Genomic DNA, 19,051 nt, shown 5'->3' on the forward strand with positions numbered 1-19,051 from the left:
CCGTCGATACCGGCCGATATCGTGCAACGGCTCTCGGTCCTACTAACCGGCCAGGCAGCCCGGACCCAACAGAGCCTTCAAATCCCCCATCAACGCCGACGTCGGCGTGACGCGCAAGCTGTCGTCGAGTTTGAGCGCAGTCACCTTGTCGCCGCTGACGAGACGCAGGTGAACGTCCGATGTTCCGGGGTGGCTCATCAACACCTTCTTGAGCGCACCCACTTTGTCGGCAGTGCACAGACGCGTCGGCAACAGCACCGCCAGCGGCTTCGCGACACCGACTGCCGAAAGATCGGGCACGGCAAGGTCGTTCGCGATGAGTGAGATGCGGTCGTCGCGAACGGACACGCGACCTTTCACCAACACGACGGAGTCCTCGGTGACATCCGCGCCGAACACCGAGTACGACTGAGGGAAGAACAACACCTCGATACCGCCGACGAGGTCTTCGAGTTGGGCAGACGCCCACGTCAACCCGTTCTTGTTGATACGACGGTTCACCGACGCCAGAATGCCGCCGATGGTCACCTGAGTGCCGTCCTTGACGTCACCCTCCAGGATCGCCGGGATGTTCGTGTCGGACTGTGCGGCCAGCATGTGCTCGACACCGAGCAGCGGGTGACCGGACACATACAGGCCCAGCATCTCCCGTTCGAGAGCCAGTCGGTGCTTGGATTCCCATTCTTCCTCGGGCACACGAACGTTGAACACCGAGCTGATGGACTCGTCGGCGTCGTCACCACCGAACAGATCGAACTGGCCGATCGCCTCGGCCTTCTTGGTGCCCATCACCGAATCGATCGCGTCGGCGTGAATCAACATCAAGCCCTTGCGAGGGTGATTCAGCGAGTCGAAGGCGCCCGATTTGATGAGAGATTCGGTGACCTTCTTGCTGCACGCCGTCGCGTCGATCTTGTTCAGGTAGTCGGAGAAATCGGTGTACTTGCTCTTCTCCTCGCGCGCCCTGATGATCGACGCCACGACATTGGTACCGACGTTGCGAACCGCACCGAGCCCGAAGCGAATGTCCTTGCCGACCGAGGCGAAGTTGAGCTCGGACTCGTTGACATCCGGAGGTAGCACCGTGATCCCGAGCTTGCGGCAGTCGGCGAGGTAGATCGCAGACTTGTCCTTGTCGTCGCTGACGCTGGTGAGCAGACCGGCCATGTACTCGCCCGGGTAGTTGGCCTTGAGGTAGCCGGTCCAGTACGACACGAGGCCGTAACCGGCGGCGTGCGACTTGTTGAACGCGTATCCGGCGAACGGGAGAATGGTGTCCCACAGCGCCTTGATGGCCGGCTCGGAGAAGTCGTTGGCCAGCATCCCTTCACGGAAGCCCGCGTAGGCCTCCTCCAGCACCGACAGCTTCTTCTTACCCATGGCACGACGCAGAATGTCGGCCTGACCGAGCGAGTACCCGGCGACCTTCTGCGCGATCTGCATGATCTGCTCCTGATACACGATCAGGCCGTAGGTGTCCTTCAAGATCTCCGCGAGCGGCTCTTCCAGCTCGGGGTGAATCGGCTTGACCTCTTGTCGACCGTTCTTACGGTCGGCGTAGTCGTTGTGCGCGTTCATGCCCATCGGACCGGGGCGGTACAGCGCGAGAACGGCCACGATGTCCTCGAAGCCCGTCGGCTGCATACGACGCAGAAGGTCACGCATCGCACTGCCGTCGAGCTGGAATACACCGAGAGTGTCTCCGCGAGCGAGCAATTCGTACGTTGCCGGGTCGTCGAGACCGAGCGTGTCGAGGTCGAGTTCGACGCCACGGTTGGACTTGATGTTGTCGATCGCGTCGCCGATGACCGTCAGGTTGCGCAAACCGAGGAAGTCCATCTTCAGCAGGCCGATGGCCTCGCACGACGGGTAGTCCCACCCGGTGATGATCGCGCCGTCCTGCGCGCGCTTCCACACCGGAATCGCGTCGGTCAGCGGCTCGGACGACATGATCACCGCGCAGGCGTGGACGCCTGCGTTACGGATCAGCCCTTCGAGGCCGCGTGCCGTCTTGTAGATCGTCGCGACGTCGGGGTTCGAGTCGATGAGCGCTCGAACTTCCGTTGCTTCCTTGTACCGCTCGTGCGCCGGGTCGGTGATACCGGCGACCGAGATGTCCTTCGCCATGATGGGCGGCGGCAGCGCCTTGGTGATCTGGTCGGCGATCGCGAACCCCGGCTGACCGAACTGCACTCGCGCGGAGTCCTTGATCGCAGCCTTGGTCTTGATGGTTCCGAACGTGATGACCTGCGCGACGCGGTCGCTGCCCCACTTCTCGGTGGCGTAGCGCACCATTTCACCGCGGCGACGGTCGTCGAAGTCGATATCGATATCGGGCATCGACACGCGCTCGGGGTTGAGGAATCGCTCGAACAGCAGACCGTGCGGCAGCGGATCGATGTTGGTGATACCCATCGCGTAAGCGACGAGCGACCCTGCGGCCGAACCACGACCCGGCCCGACGCGAATGCCGACCTCGCGGGCATGGGAGATGAGGTCACCGACGACGAGGAAGTACGCCGGAAAACCCATTTCGAGGATGACGCTGATCTCGTACTTGGCGCGGTCGCGGTACTCCTGCGGGACGCCGTTCGGGAATCGCCACTCCAGGCCCTTGTCGACCTCCTTCGTCAACCAGGTCCCCTGGGTGTCGCCCTCGGGAACCGGGAAGATCGGCATGCGATCGCGGTGGGCCCAGACGTCGTCGTACGGCTGGACTCGCTCGGCGATGAGCAGGGTGCTGTCGCAGGCTCCGGGGACCTGGTCGTCCCACAGTTCGCGCATCTCGGCGGCGGACTTGAGGTAGTAACCGTCACCGTCGAACTTGAATCGAGTGGGGTCACTCAGCGTTTTGCCGGTCTGGATGCACAGCAGTGCCTCGTGGTTCTCGGCTGCATCCTTGGTGACGTAGTGGCAATCGTTGGTGGCGAGCGGCGGGATCGACAGTTTCTTGCCGATCTCGAGCAGGCCCTCGCGCACGCGTCGCTCGATGGACAGACCGTGATCCATCAGCTCGAGGAAGAAGTTCTCGGGACCCCAGATCTCACGCCATTTCGCAGCGGCTTCGAGAGCCTCGCGATCCTGCCCGAGGCGAAGGCGGGTCTGCACCTCACCCGACGGGCATCCCGTCGTCGCGATGATTCCCTCGGCATGCGAGGCGATGATTTCCTCGTCCATACGGGCCCACTTGCCGAGCTGGCCCTCGATCGACGCCAACGACGACAGTTTGAACAGATTGCGGACGCCCGTCGCGTTCTCGGCGACCATCGTCATGTGCGTGTAGGCGCCACTGCCGGAGACGTCGTCGGATTTCTGGCTGCGATCGCCCCACAGGACACGCTTCTTGTTGAACCGCGACTCGGGAGCGATGTAGGCCTCGATGCCGATGATCGGCTTGATGCCGGCCTTCTTGGCTTCGTTGTAGAACTCGCTCGCGCCGTACATGTTGCCGTGGTCGGTCATGCCGACGGCCGTCATCTCCAGCCGGTTCGCCTCTGCGAACAGCGGCGCTATCTTTGCCGCCCCGTCGAGCATCGAGTACTCGGTGTGGTTGTGCAGATGAACGAACGAGTCAGCCACGAAGGTTCTCTCCTGAGGGTCGAGCGGCACAGCGGGGTCGTGCGGGAGTGCACCCACTGTATTACGAGGTTGCGACAGAATCGCAGTCGTCGGTGTGTCCCCACCCCGCGTGTCTGCGGCCCGTTTTCGAGCTGTTCCTACGGGGGCGGGATGGGGCCGTCGTCGGGCAGCGCACCGACGACGTCGGTGTAGTCCGGCAGAAAAGCACGAACGGCGAAGTGACCTGCACGTGCGTCGGCAGGCAACGCCTCGACAGCCCGTACACCCGGCGAATCCGCCATCGTCGACAGCGCCGACGGGTCGGCCCGCACGACGAGACCGACGACACAATCACAGCCGTCGGCGAGACGCGAGACCGACGCCGCGTCGATCTGCGATTGCCGATCCCACTGGCCGACACCCGCGTTCAGTTCCGTGGCCGCGACGTCGAGCGCGTCGACGACCGACATGACGCTGCCCGGGACACCGATCGTGAGCACCCGTGTCTGCACACGATCGAGCGGCACTCGAATCACGACCTGGGCGATGCGTTCACCGCCTGCCGCTTCCGCAGCTGCCCGAGGCGAGAGGTACGTGTCGAAGGACACGAGAGCCCAATGCTGCTCGGTGTCGGTCAGTTCCGCGACGCCCGCGCGCGAACGGTCGACGTACTCGGTGACCGTCTCCCCTGTGTCGGGTCCGAGCCGGTCCGTACTCACACCGGGGACAGGGCGAGGTGACGCGATGCCGACGACGGCACACAGCCCGACGGCCGCCGCGACCAGCACGACGCCCTCGACGAGCCCTGCCACCCGTTTCATGCGTTCCGCAGTACCTCGAGCGCATGTTCGAGGTCGGCCGGATACGTGCTCTCGATCTCCACCCAGCGGCCGTCCGACGGGTGCGCGAAGCCCAACGACTTCGCGTGCAGCCATTGACGTTCGAGGCCGAGACGCTCGGCGAGCCGTGGATCCGCGCCGTACGTCAGGTCGCCGCAACACGGGTGCCGCAGCGCCGAGAAATGCACGCGGATCTGGTGTGTACGCCCGGTCTCGAGGTGCACGTCCAACAGACTCGCAGCCTGGAATGCTTCGATCGTGTCGTAGTGCGTCACGCTCGGTTTGCCGTCCGCCCGTACCGCGAACTTCCAGTCGTTGCTACCGTGCCTGCCGATGGGCGCGTCGATGGTGCCGCTGCTCGGGTCCGGATGCCCTTGCACCAGTGCGTGATACCGCTTCTCGATGGTTCGCTGCTTGAACGCTCGCTTGAGCAGCGTGTACGCGCGTTCGGATGTCGCGACCACCATCACACCCGACGTTCCGACGTCCAAGCGGTGCACGATGCCCTGGCGCTCGTGCGCGCCCGACGTCGAAATTCGATAGCCGGCAGCGGCCAGGCCACCGATGACCGTGGGGCCGGTCCATCCGACACTCGCGTGCGCGGCGACACCCACCGGCTTGTCCACGGCAACGATGTCGTCGTCGGCGTAGAGGATGTCCATTCCGGGAACGGGTTCGGCCTCGATCGTCAGCTCACGGGCCGGTTCGGGCAGCTCGACTTCGAGCCACGTGCCCGCGGACAGGCGGTCGGACTTGCCCACCGCGGTGCCGTCGACGGCAACCGAGCCCTCTTCGGCGAGCGTCGCGACGACGTTGCGCGACAAACCGAGCAATCGCGACACCCCCGCGTCGACGCGCATGCCGTCGAGGCCGTCGGGAACCGGCATCGACCGTGATTCCCTCATTCGTCGGCCGCCGGGGCCGAAGCAGAGTCCTTCTTCTTCGACTGCACGCGCATGCCGTTCGGCTCGAATCCGAACAGGCTCAGCACGACGAGCAGAATTGCACCGCAGACGATCGACGAGTCGGCGACGTTGAACACCGGCCACCATCCGACGGACACGAAGTCGACGACGTGGCCCTGCAGCGGTCCCGGAGACCGGAAGAACCTATCGATCAGGTTGCCCAGTGCACCGCCGAGAACGAGTCCGAGGCCCAGCGCCCACAGCGGCGACCTGAGGGTGCGCCCGATGCGGATGACACCGATGACGACGCAGACCGCGACGATCGTCAGCAGCCAGGTCATGCCTGTCGCCATCGAGAACGCGGCACCCGGGTTGCGGACGAGACGCAGTGTCACGACGTCGCCGATGATCTCGACGGGATTACCGGGCCGGATCCAGTGGACGACGGCGATCTTGGTGACGAGATCGAACGCGAGGATGGCGGCGGCGATCAGAATCAACAACCGAGTGCGCAGGGGCTTCGCCGCGACGGCGTCGTCTGCTGCGGGCGTCTCCACAGTCTCGTCGGCAGGCTTGTCGGGAGGATTCGAATCGGTCGGGCGGTCGTCACTCACCCCTCCATCATGTCGCATCGGCTGCCCGCACCACGCATCCGGACCTGTGCACTGCCGCACGTGCACGAGACGCATCCGTAGCCTGGTGCCGTGATCTCGACTTCCGAAACCTCGACACGACGTCTGCGTGCACTCGCGACGCTGGTCACCGCGGCGGCGGTGATGGCCGCCTGCAGCTCGTCCGACGGCGACACGACAACCGACACCTCGAGTACCGACGTGCCGACGAGTGTGTCTCTTCCGGTCACTCCGGTGACCACGACGCTGGTGGAGCCCGGTGCCGAGCCGCGGTCGCCGCTCACTCCCGCGTACGACGGCGAACAATCGGTGCAGTTGACCACCGACTCGAAGGTGACGCAGCAGATCGACGACCAGGCCGTGCAGGACTTCTCGACGCCCGAACTGACACTTCCGCTGACGGCGACGCCGGATGGCGATCAGGTCGCCCTGACGATCGGAAAGCCCACGTCGGCGGATCAACGCCTGACCGACGCTTTGGCCCCCTCGGAAGGATCCTCGGCCGGATTGACGGTGACCGACACGGGTGCGGTGACGGCGCTCGGCATCACACCGTCCGAGCAGGCCCAGGACTCGGCTCGTGCAGCGATCGAGCAGGCGCTCAACCAGGCCGTCTACCGGTCGGTGTCCTATCCCGACGGCGACGTCGGTGTCGGTGCCGTGTGGACCGTCGAACAGCAGGTCATCAGCGGCGTGACGCTGAACCAGGTCACGACGGCGACACTGCGCGCCCGTGACGGCAACCGTCTGACGGTGGATCTGCGCATCGACCAGACACCCGAGTCGACGACCCTCGAACTTCCCGACGACGCGGGCAGCCTCGCCATCGACTCCTACGTCATGTCGGGTTCGGGAACCGTCGAGCTCGACCTGACCAAGCCGCTTCCCGTTGCGGGCGACGTGTCCGTCGGCGGAACGCAGCGATACAGCGATCCGGAGGGCACCACGGTCCTCGGCCAGAACATCACCGACTCGCTTCGCTGGACGACGACGTGATGCGTCGTGTGCGACTCGGCGCTGTCGTCGGTGCCTGCGCCGTGATCTGCGCGGCCTGCGGTAACAGTGCGGACGAACCCGCGACGACGTCGGCAGCACCGATTCCTGCGGCCGTCGCCGCACCGGATCCGTTGGCCGGGCCTGCCATCACCGACTCGACGGTGTTGCAGTCCGCGATGATCCCGCTGGAGTCACTGCCGCCCGGCTACACCGTCATTCCTGACCCGGTCCGCGACCTCGGTCTCGATCCGGCACCCGGCTACGACGATCCCGACCGGTCGGGCACCGACCCACAGCGATGCGCCGACGTCCTGGCACCGATCTCACAGCAATTCGCCGACGCGGCCGCGTCGGCGGAGGTCCGCTACTCGGGACCGGACTTCTCGTCGATCGACGAGGACGCGGCCAGCTACACCGGCCGCGGCGCAGCCGACGCGTTCGCCGCCGTGCAGGCCGCGTTCGCCGACTGCGGCTCGTTCACCGGCACCGACGCCGACGGAATCGACATCTCGTACACCCTCGAAGGCCGCGACGGCGACGTGACGGCAGGTGACGCGTCGGTGACGGCGCGGCTGAAGATCGAGAGCGGCGGGTTCACGCTCGTGTCGGATGTGGTGGTCGCCGTCGTCGATTCGACCGTGGTCCAGGTCGTTGCGACCGACCAGGACGGCGTCGACGACGCGACCCTCTCGGCGCTGGCCCAGGCGGCCGTCGACGGCATTCGCGGCGTCAGCCTGGGAGCATGAAAAACGGCCGATGCCGGTGTTCGACTCCCACTCGGGGAGCGAACACCGGCATCGGGTGAAGCGGTGAACGTCGAGCGTCAGGCGCAGGCAGGCGACGTCAGCTGTGCGAGCTGAACGAAGCTGCAGGCGTTCTCCTTCGAGAGCTTCCACACGCCGTCTTCTGCGACGAAGGTGAAGTTACCCGGGTTCGCCTGGCCACCGATGGTGAGCGTTGCGCCGGCGTTGAGCGTTCCGTCGCCCAGGTCGTCGACGCTGGTGATGACGATCTGTGCGCCGTTCTGAACGGCAGCGGCGGCAACCTGGTTGATGAGCTCGGGATCGGCTTCGGCGCCCTGGATCAGCTGAGCCTTCTCCTCGACGGGGACTGCCGGATCGAGACCGCGGGCGAGTCGCTCGTTGAGTTCTTCGGCGGTGGGAACCGGCGGGTAGTCGCTGTTCGCCTCGGGAGCTGCGGACGCCGACGTCGTCGCGGAAGCCGCGGTCGTGGTCGTCTCGTTGCCGCCGCCCTCGTCGGAGCTACATGCGGTCATCGTCAACGCTGCTGCGATCGCGACGCCGGCAACCATGGCCCTTCGGGTGTTACGAAGCTTCAACTGCTTGGTCCCTTCAGTTCTTGTGGGTCATTTTCGTCGTTCGTCAGGCTGTTCCACTATGCCAGGACGAATCGCACGCGGCCAGGAAATGCATACTCACCGGTAGCTTTCGCGTGCCAGTAGCTCATTCGAGACTGTCGAGAGCGTCCGCGACCTCGAGCAACGTGTCCCCCTCCGCGAAAGTACGAGCGCGACCCGGTCCCGACGATCGCGTCTCGAATCGAACAGTCACCACGGAGTGGCCTGCCCCCTGTATCCATCCGTGTCCGTGTTCAGGATGCCTTACGTCCATACCCGGATGCCACTTCGGACCCTGTTCTCTTACCGAAGCCACAATGTTCGACGTCGTCTGCGCGGGCGCGGGGACGTCGTCCGAATCATGGTCGAGCTCCGGAAACAGTGATCCCTGTTGCACGGCGGACAAGCCGGCCAGACCGACTCCCACCAGACGGATCGGTCCGAGTTCCACCGGGTCGAGTACTTGGCGCTGCGCCGCAGCGACGATGGTCTGCTTGTCGACGGTCGCGTACGGGAGCGTCACGGACCTGGTGACGATGCCCATATCCGCCTTACGCAGTTTGAGGACTATGGTCCTGGCCCCCCGGCCGTCCTTCAGCAGCCGTCGATGTGCGGCGTCGGCGCTCTTGTCGACGGCCGCGCGAAGCTGCGCCATCGTCACCAGATCGTGGGCGAAGGTGGTCTCCGCGCTCACCTGCTTGGCCTCGGCGCGTTCGGCGACCGCGCGATCGTCGATGCCTCGTGCCAGTCTGTGCAGACTCGGGCCGATGGTTCCGCCGAGGATCGACGCCACCTCGGATTCCGGAGTCGCCACGAACTTCCCGATGGTGTCGATGCCGAGCCGTCGTAGCTTCTCGTCCGCGACGGGGCCGATGCCCCACAGTTTGCGCACCGGCAGCGCGGCCATCAACGCCGTCTGCTCAGCAGGAGACACCACGGTGACGCCGTCGGGCTTGGCGAGTCCCGACGCGATCTTCGCGATCTGCTTGCCCGCACCGGCACCGAGCGAACAGATCAGGCCCGTCTCGTCGCGGACGAGCGTTCGCAGTGATTCGCAGAACTCCTCGACCTCGGAAACGGTCGCTCCGGCAAGCTCCGCCGGTTCACCGAACGCCTCGTCCAACGACAACTGCTCGAGCACGGGCATACGCGTACGAAGACTGTCGAACACACGACGACTCAGCACCTGGTACAGCGCACCGCGAGGCGGAAGCACGACGGCACCCGCCCCGACGAGCCGTCTCGCTTGGTGCATCGGCATCGCCGACCGAGCACCGAACACCCGTGCCTCGTAACTGCATCCGGCGACGACGCCTCGCCCGCCCGCGCCGCCGACCAGCACCGGGCGGCCACGCAGCGTGGGACGGGTCAGTTGCTCGACGGACGCGAAGAACGCATCCATGTCGAGATGCAGGACCCACCGCTTACTGCGCGCGTCGGTCATGCCCGAAACGTACCCTCACGTACCGACATCTCACTCGTGCTCGAGCGCGAAGCCCAACGTCTCGGCCGCCCGACGCGGCGACGGATGCGCCCACAGTTCGGCGTACAGGTCGTTCGCCGCGATCGATCGGGTGACCGCCTTGTCGACGTAGACGACGCCGTCGACGTGGTCCGTCTCGTGCGCGACGATGCGAGCAGGCCAGCCGTGCACCACCTCGTCGACGGCATGCCCGTCGAGATCGACACACGTCAACCGAACGTCGGCGGCGCGCGAGACGACGGCTTGATATCCGGGCACGCTCAGACAGCCCTCGTAGAACGATCTGCGCGCGTCGCCCACCTCGGTGTACTCGGGGTTGACGAGCACACGAAACGGCACCGAGGTGCGCTCGCGCACCTCGGCTACCTCGGGATCGACGTCGTACATGTCCTCGATGACGGCGATGCGCAGCGGGATGCCGATCTGCGGCGCCGCGAGCCCGACACCGGGAGCATCGTGCATCGTCGCGCGCATGACGTCGACGAGGCGGTCCAGGGTCCGCCGTTCCAGCTGCCCGGCGTACGGCGCCGCCGGGATCCTCAGAACCGGATCTCCGACGGCGACGATCGGCACGATTCCGTCGCGAGCGAAGGACAACACCCGTCGGGCGATGTCCTCCGCCGACAGCTCGGTCGTCACCGCGCTCTGGTGATCGACACGCGCACGCCCTCGCCGAGATCGAGAGCATCGACGCCAGGATCGCCGTCGACGATCGACAGCGCGAGCACCTCACCGGCGATCAGGTCACGGTGCGTGTCGAACCAGTCCTGCCGCTCGGTCGGAACCGACACGACGATCTCGATGCGGTCCGAGACGTCCAAGCCGAGACCTCGACGCGCGTCCTGCAGCTCGCGGATGCGGTCCTTGGCCCACCCTTCCGCCTCGAGTTCCGCGGTCACCTGCGAATCGAGCACGACGAGGCCGGCATTGCCCGGCAGCGCTGCAGTCGAATCAGGCTCGGCAGCAACAAGTTTCCGAGTGAACTCGGTCGGCAGCAATTCGATTCCGGCCGCGCTGACGGCGCCGTTCTCGTCCTCGGACCACTCCCCTGCCTTGACGGCCTTGATGACCTTCTGAACGTCCTTGCCGATCCTCGGCCCCGCTGCACGTGCGTTCACGACGAGTTCGAACTTGCCATGCACCGCGACGTCGTCGGTGAGATCGACCTTCTTGACGTTGACCTCGTCGGCGATGATGTCGGCGTACGGACGCAGACGTTCCGCGTCGTCCGCGGCGACCGTCACCTCGGGCAGCGGCAACCGCACACGGAGGTTCTGTGCCTTGCGCAAGCCGAGCACCGTCGAGCAGACCGACCGCACCTCGTCCATCGCACCGACGAGTTCGGGGTCCGACGGCAGATCCTCGGCAGAAGGCCAGTCCGTCAGATGCACCGAACGCCCGCCCGTCAGACCGCGCCACACCACTTCGGTGATCAACGGCAGCAGCGGAGCCGCGAGACGCGTCAGGACCTCGAGCACCGTGTGCAGAGTGTCGATCGCATCGGAGTCCTCGCCCCAGAACCGCGAACGCGACCGTCGCACATACCAATTGGTGAGCGCATCGCAGAACGTACGCAATTCGTCGCAGGCACCGGCGATGTCGTTGACCTCGAGAGCATCGGTGATGGAGTCACGCGTCGCCGACAACTTCGCCAATACATACCTGTCGAGCACGTTCGGCGAATCGGTACGCCACCGTCCCGGCTTTCCCGCATACAGCTGCAGGAAGCTCCACGCGTTCCAGATCGGCAGCAACGCCTGACGCACGCCCTCGCGGATGCCCTGCTCGGTGACGATCAGGTTGCCACCACGAAGGATCGGCGACGACATCAGGAACCAGCGCATCGCATCACTGCCGTCGCGGTCGAACACCTCCTTCACGTCCGGGTAGTTGCCCTTGGACTTGCTCATCTTCAAACCGTCGTCGCCGAGCACGATGCCGTGTGCCGCAACGGTCTTGAACGCGGGACGGTCGAACAACGCCGTCGCCAACACGTGCAGCGTGTAGAACCAGCCACGCGTCTGCCCGTTGTACTCGACGATGAAATCGCCCGGGTTGTGCCCCTCCGTGTCTTCAGCGCCGTCGAACCACTTCTGGTTTTCGAACGGGAAGTGCACCTGCGCGTACGGCATCGAGCCCGACTCGAACCAGCAGTCGAGCACCTCGGGCACACGACGCATGGTCGAGTTGCCCGTCGGGTCGTCCGGGTTCGGACGCGTCAGATCGTCGATGTACGGGCGGTGCAAATCGTCCGGACGCACACCGAAATCACGCTCGAGCTCGTCGAGACTGCCGTACACGTCGAGGCGCGGGTACTCCGGGTCGTCGGAGGTCCACACCGGAATCGGGCTGCCCCAGTAACGGTTTCGACTGATGTTCCAGTCGCGTGCACCTTCGAGCCACTTGCCGAACTGCCCGTCCTTGATGTGCTCAGGGACCCAGGTGATCTGCTGGTTCAGCTCGACCATCCGATCGCGGAACTTCGTCACCGCGACGAACCACGACGGCACCGCCATGTAGATCAGCGGCTGGCCCGAACGCCACGAGTGCGGGTACGAGTGCTCGATCGTCTCGTGCCGGAGCAACCGACCCGACGCCTTCAGATCCTTGATGATCACAGGATTCGCGTCGAACACCATCAGGCCCTCGTACGGCGGAACGAGCGAGGTGAACTTGCCACCCGGATCGAGCGGCTGAACGACCTCGATACTGTTGGCCGTAGCGACATCCATGTCCTCTTCACCGAAAGCCGGTGCGAGGTGGACGATTCCGGTACCCGAGTCGGTGGTGACGTAGTCGGCGCTGAGCACTCGATGCGCATTCTCGTGGCCGAGGAAGAAGTCGAACGGCGGCGCATAGGTCAGCCCGAGAAGCTCGGCGCCGAGGTGCTCGGACACGACCTCCGGCTCCTCGCCGAGTTCACGAGAATAATGTGCGACGCGTTCCGCCGCGAGCACGTAGCGTTCGCCGTCCGAACCCCGAACCTGCACGTAGCGAACCTCGGGATGGACCGCGATGGCGAGGTTGGACGGCAGCGTCCACGGTGTCGTCGTCCAGATCAGCGCATTGGCGCCGTCCAGCACGGAGTCCGGCGCCGACCCCGACGCCGACAGGGGCATTGCGATGGTGACTGCCGGATCCTGGCGCATCTTGTATGCGTCGTCGAGTCGGGTTTCCTGGTTGGACAGCGGAGTCTGCTCGTACCAGCTGTACGGCAGAACTCGGTAACCCTGATAGATCAGGCCCTTGTCGAAGAGCGTCTTGAACGCCCACATGACCGATTCCATGAAGTCGACGTCGAGCGTCTTGTAGTCGTTGTCGAAGTCGACCCAGCGAGCCTGACGCGTCACGTAGTCACGCCACTCGTCGGTGTAACGCAGCACGGACTGCTTGCAGTAGTCGTTGAACTTCGCAAGCCCCATCTCGTCGATCTCGGACTTGTCCTTGATGCCGAGCTGCTTCTCCGCTTCGAGTTCGGCGGGCAGACCGTGGCAGTCCCAGCCGAATCGACGCTCGACCTTCTTGCCGCGCATCGTCTGGTAGCGCGGGACGAGGTCCTTGACGTACCCGGTCAGGAGGTGGCCGTAGTGAGGCAGACCGTTCGCGAACGGCGGGCCGTCGTAGAAGACGAACTCTTCCGCACCCTCGCGGTTGTCGACGCTCGCACGGAACGTGCCGTCGGCGGCCCACGCGTCGAGGACCTTCTTCTCGAGATCGGGGAAGGACACGCTTCCGGCCTTGCTGCCGGAGATGTCGACGAGTGGGTACGACTCGCGCGACGAAGGATCGACTTCGGTCATGGCGGTAACTCCTCCGTGCCAGCCACTCCCCAGGAGCGGACGATGAATCGGCACGGGGACGACAACCGGCGTGTCGACGCCGGTACCGCGGTACCACCCCGTTTGCATGGACCCGACCAACGGATCCGATGCCACTTCACGAAGGCTGTGACGGGCCCACCCGTTCGGTTCTACTGAGCGAGAGACCCTCGCCGTTCTTCCGAAGACTCCCCGGTGATAGCCGGATCCACGCCTGAAACGATTCTAACGACGGCCGCAACCGCGTTTTCGGACGGCCCGGTCACGGCGCCGGAAGGGTCACCGATCGGGTGGCGTCTTCCGCCCGGTCAGCGCACCGGCGAGAAGTAGGATCGCACCGAGAACACATACCACGATGCAACCCCACGCCCACAGGACCGAACCCGTCATCAACGCGATGACCAGCAGTCCGAACCCGACCGCCGCCGCACACAGCGTCAGTACCAGCACGACCCACCCCGTTCCCGATGCGCCTCTAGGCGTCCTTCACATCCGGGAACGGCCGTCGACTGCGACGCGCCGTGACGAACAACCTCAGTTGTTCCCCTTGGCGTACGACTGGCTGTACCCGGACGACTGGCTCTCCTGATTGAAACTGTCCTGACCGTTGTCGACGGGAAGCGCCGACGAGCGGTTCTCGAGCTCTTCGAGCTGAGATTCGAGGTAGGACTTCAGGCGAACACGGTATTCACGCTCGAATGTCTTGAGCTGCTCGATACGACCCTCGAGCACGGAACGCTGCTCGTTGATCGTCGCCATGATCTCGGTGTGCTTGCGCTCGGCGTCGGCCTGCAGAGCGTCGGCCTTCTCCTTGGCCTGACGAAGCTGCGTCTCGGACCGCGTCTGAGCGTCGGACAGCAACGACTCGGACTTCTGACGTGCGTCGGACACCATGGCCTCGGACCGAGTGCGAGCATCGGTGACGAGCCGCTCGGCGTTGGTACGAGCATTTCCGAGCAGCTGCTCGGACTCCGTCTTCGCATCGCTCGTGAGGCGGTCGGCCATCTCCTGGGCCAGACCGAGAATCTTGGCGGCTTGCATGTTGGAGTCGCCGGCGTTCTGCGTCGGCGCAACCGCGGGAGCCGGGGTGGGAGCCACGACGGGAGCAGGCTTCGGTGGCTCGACCGGGCGCGGGGGCTCGGGAGCCTTCTGGACCGGCACCGGCTGCGGGGAGCCGCCACCCTGTCGCGCCGAGCTCTTGGCGTCGGACAGTTCCTGGTCGAGTTCACCTACCCGCTGACGCAGGTCTGCGTTTTCTTCGATGAGTCGCGACAACTCTTGCTCGACGAGGTCGAGGAAAGCGTCCACCTCGTCTTCGTTGTAGCCGCGCTTACCGATAGGCGGCTTGCTGAACGCGACATTGTGCACATCAGCTGGAGTCAGCGGCATGGAAGGATCCCTTCACGCGTCTTGAGGCGGTAGAGCAAGCATTCAGTTATATCCCATTCCACACGGTCCGGAACAAACAAACTGTAACTGGCGTCCATTCTGTCACATCGGTTGCGCAGGTCGCGCGCGTCCCCGAAGTCTTTCACCGAAGTATCGACTGCTACGACCCCAAACTCCGTACAACTGTCATCAGGATGAAAACCCCGAACAACAGAACCATGATCGACAAATCCAGGCGTACGCCACCCAGATTGACCGGCGGTATCAGGCGACGAAGCAGCTTGACCGGCGGATCGGTCACCGTGAATATCGCTTCGAGCAATACCACCACAATTCCCGACGGACGCCAATCTCGCGCGAACGTCCTGATGAATTCGACGATAATGCGGCCGATCAGCAGAAGCCAGAATATGAACAGAACGAAGTAGAGAACCGCGAACAAGGCCACAGGTCATACTCTGCCCGAAAAAAGCGGTTCGATCAAAGCGACCAGGTCAGGGACCTGAAACACTCGATCGAACCGCTCGGTTTTCTCGTTGCGAATTTCGCTCACTGCTGGCTGTAGAAGCCGGTTTCGGCAATTCTGCGTCGCTCCTGCGGCGACACGTCGATGTCGGCAGGCGAGAGCAGAAACACCTTTGTCGCGACCTTGTCGAACGATCCACGCAGCGCGAACGCGAGACCAGCGGCGAAGTCGACCAGACGCTTGGCGTCGGCATTGCTCATCTCCACCAGGTCCATGATCACAGGGGTGCCGTCGCGGAACCGCTCTCCGATGGTCCTGGCCTCGCTGTAGTCACGCGGGCGCAGCGTGGTGATCTTCGCCAGAGCACTCTGGTCGTCGACGACGGGGCTGCGGCGCGTCTCGGCCCGCACGTCCATGCGGGTGTCCACGGCGAGGTTGCCACGTGTGGAGGCACCGCGACCGACCGATGTCGGGCGCGAGGACCTACCACCGATCGGCGCGAGTGTCGGCGCCGAACGAGGGGCCTCGTAGTCGTCGTACTCGTCGTCGAGATCGTCCAACTCTGCGCGCGACGGTCGACGCGAGCTGAAACTCGGCTTGGCGAACTCTCGGTCACCACGATCGTCGTCGGCATACGGGTCACGACCACGCGAGCCCCGATGAGTATCGGGTTCGTCCAGGTAGTCGTCCTCGTAGTCCGCGAGAGGAACCATGCCGAAGTACGCCTTGAACTTGTGCAGGGTGCTCATCGATCTTGCCTTCCGTCAGCTCTGGTCATTCCGCGGCTTCGCTCTGCTCCACCGGCCCCACTCTGGCTGCTCATGTGTCAGTTGTGACTGGTGTGGTCCGTGGTCTGTACTGGCGAGGCTATCGGCCGAGACCCGAGTATTGCGGTTCCGACACGCACGCACGTCGATCCGTGTCGCACAGCAGCTTCCAGATCGGACGTCATACCCGCCGACAACTGCGTCGCCTCGGGGTGATTCACGAGGAGGTCGCGGTGCAGTCCCGCGAGATCAGCGAATGCTGCGTCCGGATCCGCGTCCAGCGGAGGCACAGCCATCAGGCCGGCCAGTCGAAGATCCGTGCACGACGCGACGCGGTCGGCGAGGGCCGCGAGATCCTCGCGCTCGACGCCACCGCGGTGGACGTCGCCGTCCAGACTCACCTGGAGCAGTACGTCGAGAGGCGTCGTGCGCTCACCGTCGTCGACTGCAGCGCGCACCGCTTTCTGCAGGGCATCGACAAGTCGGTCGCTGTCGACCGAATGGATGGAATGCGCCCACCGAGCCACCGACTTGGCCTTGTTGCGCTGCAGGTGTCCGATCATGTGCCATCTGGCCGGCGCATCGGAGAACTTCTCGTGCAGTTCGGCCGCCTTCGCGGTGGCCTCCTGCTCGCGTGACTCCCCGAACTCGCGACACCCGAGACCGTGCAGTATCTCGACGTCGCTCGCCGGGAAGTACTTGGTCACCGGGAGCAACATCACGTCGTCGTCGCGTCCAGCGGCCTCCCGGGCCACACGAATCCGGTCTCGGACGGCGGTGAGTGCCGTCTCGATCTCCCGGGACCGGTCGGCGTCCGTGGTCATGACGCGGTCTCTCCCGCGGACGTGTCCATCCAGATCACGCTGGCGAGACGACCCGTCGGCGCTTCACGACGGTGACTGAACAGCGTTCGATCCTCGATGGTGCACCGAGGATCCATCGCGACAGCCGGTACCCCGGCGTCGAGCAGTTGCTTGCGAATGCCGGCTCGGATGTCGAGGCCAGGAGTTTTGCGAACCGTCGTCGTCGCGCTTCCGGGGAGATGCTTCTCGACGTCCGCTCGCATGTGTGCGGGCACCTCGTACTGCCGGCCACTGGCGGCGGGCCCGAGAAACGCACCGATGCGCGACAGCTCCGCCCCCTGCTGCACCATGGCGTCGAGCACACGGGGAACGATTCCGATCCTCGCCCCCACTCTGCCCGCGTGCACGGCAGCGATGACGCCTGCTTCCTCGTCGGACAGCAGCACCGGAACGCAGTCGGCAGTCAGCACGACGAGTCCGAGATCGGGGGTCGTCGTGACGAGCGCGTCGGTGACCGGCACCGGACTGGTCGTCGACTCGTCGACGACCGCGACCGTGCGCCCGTGCACCTGCTCCATCCAGATCAGCCGATCCGGACCGAGACCCAGCTCACGGGCGAGCCGCTCCCTGTTCGCAGCGACGGCCGACGGCTCGTCCCCGACGTGGTCGCCGAGGTTGAAGCTGTCGAACGGAGGAGCCGAGACACCCCCGGAACGTGTGGTCGATACCCGGCGAACCTTGAAACTCAGTGTCTTGGATCCTCTCGTGCTGTGCGCAGCGATCAGCGGCGCATGAACGAGGGTACGTCGACGTCGTCGTCGCCCTCGTCGTCGGACACCGGAACGCGGCGCCCGGAACTCTGGTTCGAGGACTGACCCGCGCCCTGCCCGGAGGACAGCGGCGGAAGCGAGCTGCCCGACGGAGCGCCGACGGGATCGCGGAACACCGCACCCGACTCGGTGCTCTCGGACGAACGCCCGGAGACCTCTCCCGACCGAGCGGAACCGATGGGGCCGCGTCCGGTTGCCGGCGCTGCCTCGACGGGTCGCCGCGTCGGAGTGCCGCCGTCGAATCCGGCAGCGATGACCGTCACGCGCACCTCGTCACCGAGCGAATCGTCGATGACGGTGCCGAAGATGATGTTGGCGTCGATATGAGCAGCTTCCTGCACCAGCGAGGCTGCTTCGTTGATCTCGAACAGACCGAGATCGGATCCGCCGGCGATCGACAGCAGCACTCCGCGAGCACCTTCCATCGATGCTTCGAGCAGCGGAGAGTTGATCGCAGCTTCGGCCGCCTTGATGGCCCGGCCCTCACCGCGCGAGGATCCGATGCCCATGAGTGCGCTGCCCGCACCGGACATCACGCCCTTGACGTCCGCGAAGTCGACGTTGATCAGTCCCGGCGTGGTGATCAGGTCGGTGATGCCCTGCACACCGTTGAGGAGAACCTCGTCGGCGCTGCGGAACGCATCCATCAGACTGACCGCCGCGTCGCCGAGCTGCAGTAGCCGGTCGTTCGGAATGACGATCAGCGTGTCGCACGACTCACGCAGCTGCTGGATACCCGTGTCGGCCTGGCCGCCGCGGCGCTTGCCCTCGAACGAGAACGGGCGCGTCACGACGCCGACGGTCAATGCTCCGAGCTTGCGCGCGATGTTCGCGACGACGGGGGCGCCACCGGTACCGGTTCCACCACCCTCGCCTGCCGTGACGAAGACCATGTCGGCGCCCTTGAGCACCTCTTCGATCTCGTCCTTGTGGTCGTCGGCAGCCTTGCGGCCGACCTCCGGGTCGGCACCTGCGCCGAGGCCACGCGTGAGCTCACGCCCGACGTCGAGCTTGACGTCGGCGTCGCTCATCAGCAATGCCTGTGCGTCGGTGTTGACCGCGATGAACTCGACTCCCTTGAGTCCCTGTTCGATCATGCGGTTGACCGCGTTAACGCCGCCGCCGCCGATGCCGACGACCTTGATTACGGCGAGGTAGTTGTGCGGGGGCGTCATTGGCTCTCGCCTTCCGTATCGACTGTGGTTCGT

The 19,051-nt window shown here is 65.1% G+C and carries 17 protein-coding genes; 2 read left to right on the forward strand and 15 right to left on the reverse strand.

The window, feature by feature from the left end; all coding sequences use genetic code 11:
* Window positions 1-42: 42 nt before the first annotated feature.
* The 4 genes from dnaE to lspA form a co-directional block, all read right to left on the reverse strand.
* Window positions 43-3,579, reverse strand: a complete 3,537-nt coding sequence (gene dnaE / locus CHB96_RS18700; protein WP_089249203.1) for a DNA polymerase III subunit alpha — start codon at window positions 3,577-3,579, stop codon at window positions 43-45.
* A gap of 137 nt (window positions 3,580-3,716) precedes the next feature.
* Window positions 3,717-4,379 carry a hypothetical protein gene (locus CHB96_RS18705; RefSeq protein ID WP_089248987.1) on the reverse strand — a complete coding sequence of 221 codons (663 nt, stop codon included), beginning with the start codon at window positions 4,377-4,379 and terminating at the stop codon, window positions 3,717-3,719.
* Window positions 4,376-5,302 carry an RluA family pseudouridine synthase gene (locus CHB96_RS18710; protein ID WP_089248989.1) on the reverse strand — a complete coding sequence of 309 codons (927 nt, stop codon included), beginning with the start codon at window positions 5,300-5,302 and terminating at the stop codon, window positions 4,376-4,378. The genes CHB96_RS18705 and CHB96_RS18710 overlap by 4 nt, the downstream gene beginning before the upstream one ends.
* Window positions 5,299-5,916: a signal peptidase II gene (lspA, locus tag CHB96_RS18715; RefSeq protein ID WP_371829031.1), complete on the reverse strand. Its 618-nt coding sequence runs from the start codon at window positions 5,914-5,916 to the stop codon at window positions 5,299-5,301. The genes CHB96_RS18710 and lspA overlap by 4 nt, the downstream gene beginning before the upstream one ends.
* A gap of 162 nt (window positions 5,917-6,078) precedes the next feature.
* On the opposite strand from lspA, the gene CHB96_RS18720 reads away from it, so the two are divergent.
* Window positions 6,079-6,930 (forward strand): hypothetical protein, encoded by an 852-nt coding sequence (locus CHB96_RS18720; protein WP_089249207.1) that lies wholly within the window; start codon window positions 6,079-6,081, stop codon window positions 6,928-6,930.
* On the forward strand, window positions 6,930-7,676 hold the full coding sequence (locus CHB96_RS18725) for a hypothetical protein (RefSeq protein WP_089248991.1): 747 nt from the start codon (window positions 6,930-6,932) through the stop codon (window positions 7,674-7,676). Before CHB96_RS18720 ends, CHB96_RS18725 begins: the two co-directional genes overlap by 1 nt.
* A 77-nt stretch (window positions 7,677-7,753) precedes the next feature.
* Here CHB96_RS18725 and CHB96_RS18730 read toward each other — a convergent pair whose 3' ends face one another.
* From CHB96_RS18730 to ftsZ, 11 genes are all read right to left on the reverse strand, one after another.
* Window positions 7,754-8,242 (reverse strand): WKL family lipoprotein, encoded by a 489-nt coding sequence (locus tag CHB96_RS18730; RefSeq protein WP_245865859.1) that lies wholly within the window; start codon window positions 8,240-8,242, stop codon window positions 7,754-7,756.
* A gap of 151 nt (window positions 8,243-8,393) precedes the next feature.
* Entirely contained in the window at window positions 8,394-9,731 is a 1,338-nt protein-coding gene (locus CHB96_RS18735; RefSeq protein ID WP_089248995.1) for a DNA polymerase IV, read from the reverse strand.
* A gap of 30 nt (window positions 9,732-9,761) precedes the next feature.
* Window positions 9,762-10,409, reverse strand: a complete 648-nt coding sequence (locus CHB96_RS18740) for a peptide deformylase (protein ID WP_089248997.1) — start codon at window positions 10,407-10,409, stop codon at window positions 9,762-9,764.
* Window positions 10,406-13,570 (reverse strand): isoleucine--tRNA ligase, encoded by a 3,165-nt coding sequence (gene ileS, locus CHB96_RS18745; protein WP_089249209.1) that lies wholly within the window; start codon window positions 13,568-13,570, stop codon window positions 10,406-10,408. Before ileS ends, CHB96_RS18740 begins: the two co-directional genes overlap by 4 nt.
* 297 nt (window positions 13,571-13,867) lie before the next feature.
* The gene (locus tag CHB96_RS29740; RefSeq protein WP_176444364.1) at window positions 13,868-14,038 is read right to left on the reverse strand and encodes a hypothetical protein; all 171 of its coding nucleotides are present in this window, start codon (window positions 14,036-14,038) and stop codon (window positions 13,868-13,870) included.
* An 84-nt stretch (window positions 14,039-14,122) separates the two neighbouring features.
* Entirely contained in the window at window positions 14,123-14,977 is an 855-nt protein-coding gene (gene wag31, locus CHB96_RS18750) for a DivIVA-like cell division protein Wag31 (protein ID WP_089248999.1), read from the reverse strand.
* Between the two features lie 160 nt (window positions 14,978-15,137).
* Complete coding sequence (locus CHB96_RS18755; RefSeq protein ID WP_068420693.1) at window positions 15,138-15,425, reverse strand: YggT family protein; 288 nt, start codon at window positions 15,423-15,425, stop codon at window positions 15,138-15,140.
* 101 nt (window positions 15,426-15,526) lie between these two features.
* Entirely contained in the window at window positions 15,527-16,192 is a 666-nt protein-coding gene (locus tag CHB96_RS18760) for a cell division protein SepF (protein WP_089249001.1), read from the reverse strand.
* Between the two features lie 77 nt (window positions 16,193-16,269).
* Entirely contained in the window at window positions 16,270-17,034 is a 765-nt protein-coding gene (locus CHB96_RS18765) for a YggS family pyridoxal phosphate-dependent enzyme (RefSeq protein WP_089249003.1), read from the reverse strand.
* On the reverse strand, window positions 17,031-17,762 hold the full coding sequence (gene pgeF, locus CHB96_RS18770) for a peptidoglycan editing factor PgeF (RefSeq protein ID WP_089249005.1): 732 nt from the start codon (window positions 17,760-17,762) through the stop codon (window positions 17,031-17,033). The genes CHB96_RS18765 and pgeF overlap by 4 nt, the downstream gene beginning before the upstream one ends.
* 32 nt (window positions 17,763-17,794) lie before the next feature.
* Window positions 17,795-19,018 (reverse strand): cell division protein FtsZ, encoded by a 1,224-nt coding sequence (gene ftsZ / locus CHB96_RS18775; RefSeq protein WP_089249007.1) that lies wholly within the window; start codon window positions 19,016-19,018, stop codon window positions 17,795-17,797.
* Between the last annotated feature and the right edge of the window lie 33 nt (window positions 19,019-19,051).

It is taken from the genome of Rhodococcoides kyotonense (assembly GCF_900188125.1).
GTDB classification, from domain to species: domain Bacteria; phylum Actinomycetota; class Actinomycetes; order Mycobacteriales; family Mycobacteriaceae; genus Rhodococcoides; species Rhodococcoides kyotonense.

Excerpts from the sequence above, each read along its gene's own strand:
- CHB96_RS18705 (WP_089248987.1), bottom strand. The coding sequence starts at position 4,379 with ATGAAACGGGTGGCAGGGCTCGTCGAGGGCGTCGTGCTGGTCGCGGCG.
- CHB96_RS18710 (WP_089248989.1), bottom strand. The coding sequence starts at position 5,302 with ATGAGGGAATCACGGTCGATGCCGGTTCCCGACGGCCTCGACGGCATG.
- CHB96_RS18720 (WP_089249207.1), top strand. The coding sequence starts at position 6,079 with ATGGCCGCCTGCAGCTCGTCCGACGGCGACACGACAACCGACACCTCG.
- CHB96_RS18725 (WP_089248991.1), top strand. The coding sequence starts at position 6,930 with ATGCGTCGTGTGCGACTCGGCGCTGTCGTCGGTGCCTGCGCCGTGATC.
- CHB96_RS18730 (WP_245865859.1), bottom strand. The coding sequence starts at position 8,242 with ATGGTTGCCGGCGTCGCGATCGCAGCAGCGTTGACGATGACCGCATGT.
- CHB96_RS18735 (WP_089248995.1), bottom strand. The coding sequence starts at position 9,731 with ATGACCGACGCGCGCAGTAAGCGGTGGGTCCTGCATCTCGACATGGAT.
- ileS (WP_089249209.1), bottom strand. The coding sequence starts at position 13,570 with ATGACCGAAGTCGATCCTTCGTCGCGCGAGTCGTACCCACTCGTCGAC.
- wag31 (WP_089248999.1), bottom strand. The coding sequence starts at position 14,977 with ATGCCGCTGACTCCAGCTGATGTGCACAATGTCGCGTTCAGCAAGCCG.
- CHB96_RS18760 (WP_089249001.1), bottom strand. The coding sequence starts at position 16,192 with ATGAGCACCCTGCACAAGTTCAAGGCGTACTTCGGCATGGTTCCTCTC.
- CHB96_RS18765 (WP_089249003.1), bottom strand. The coding sequence starts at position 17,034 with ATGACCACGGACGCCGACCGGTCCCGGGAGATCGAGACGGCACTCACC.
- ftsZ (WP_089249007.1), bottom strand. The coding sequence starts at position 19,018 with ATGACGCCCCCGCACAACTACCTCGCCGTAATCAAGGTCGTCGGCATC.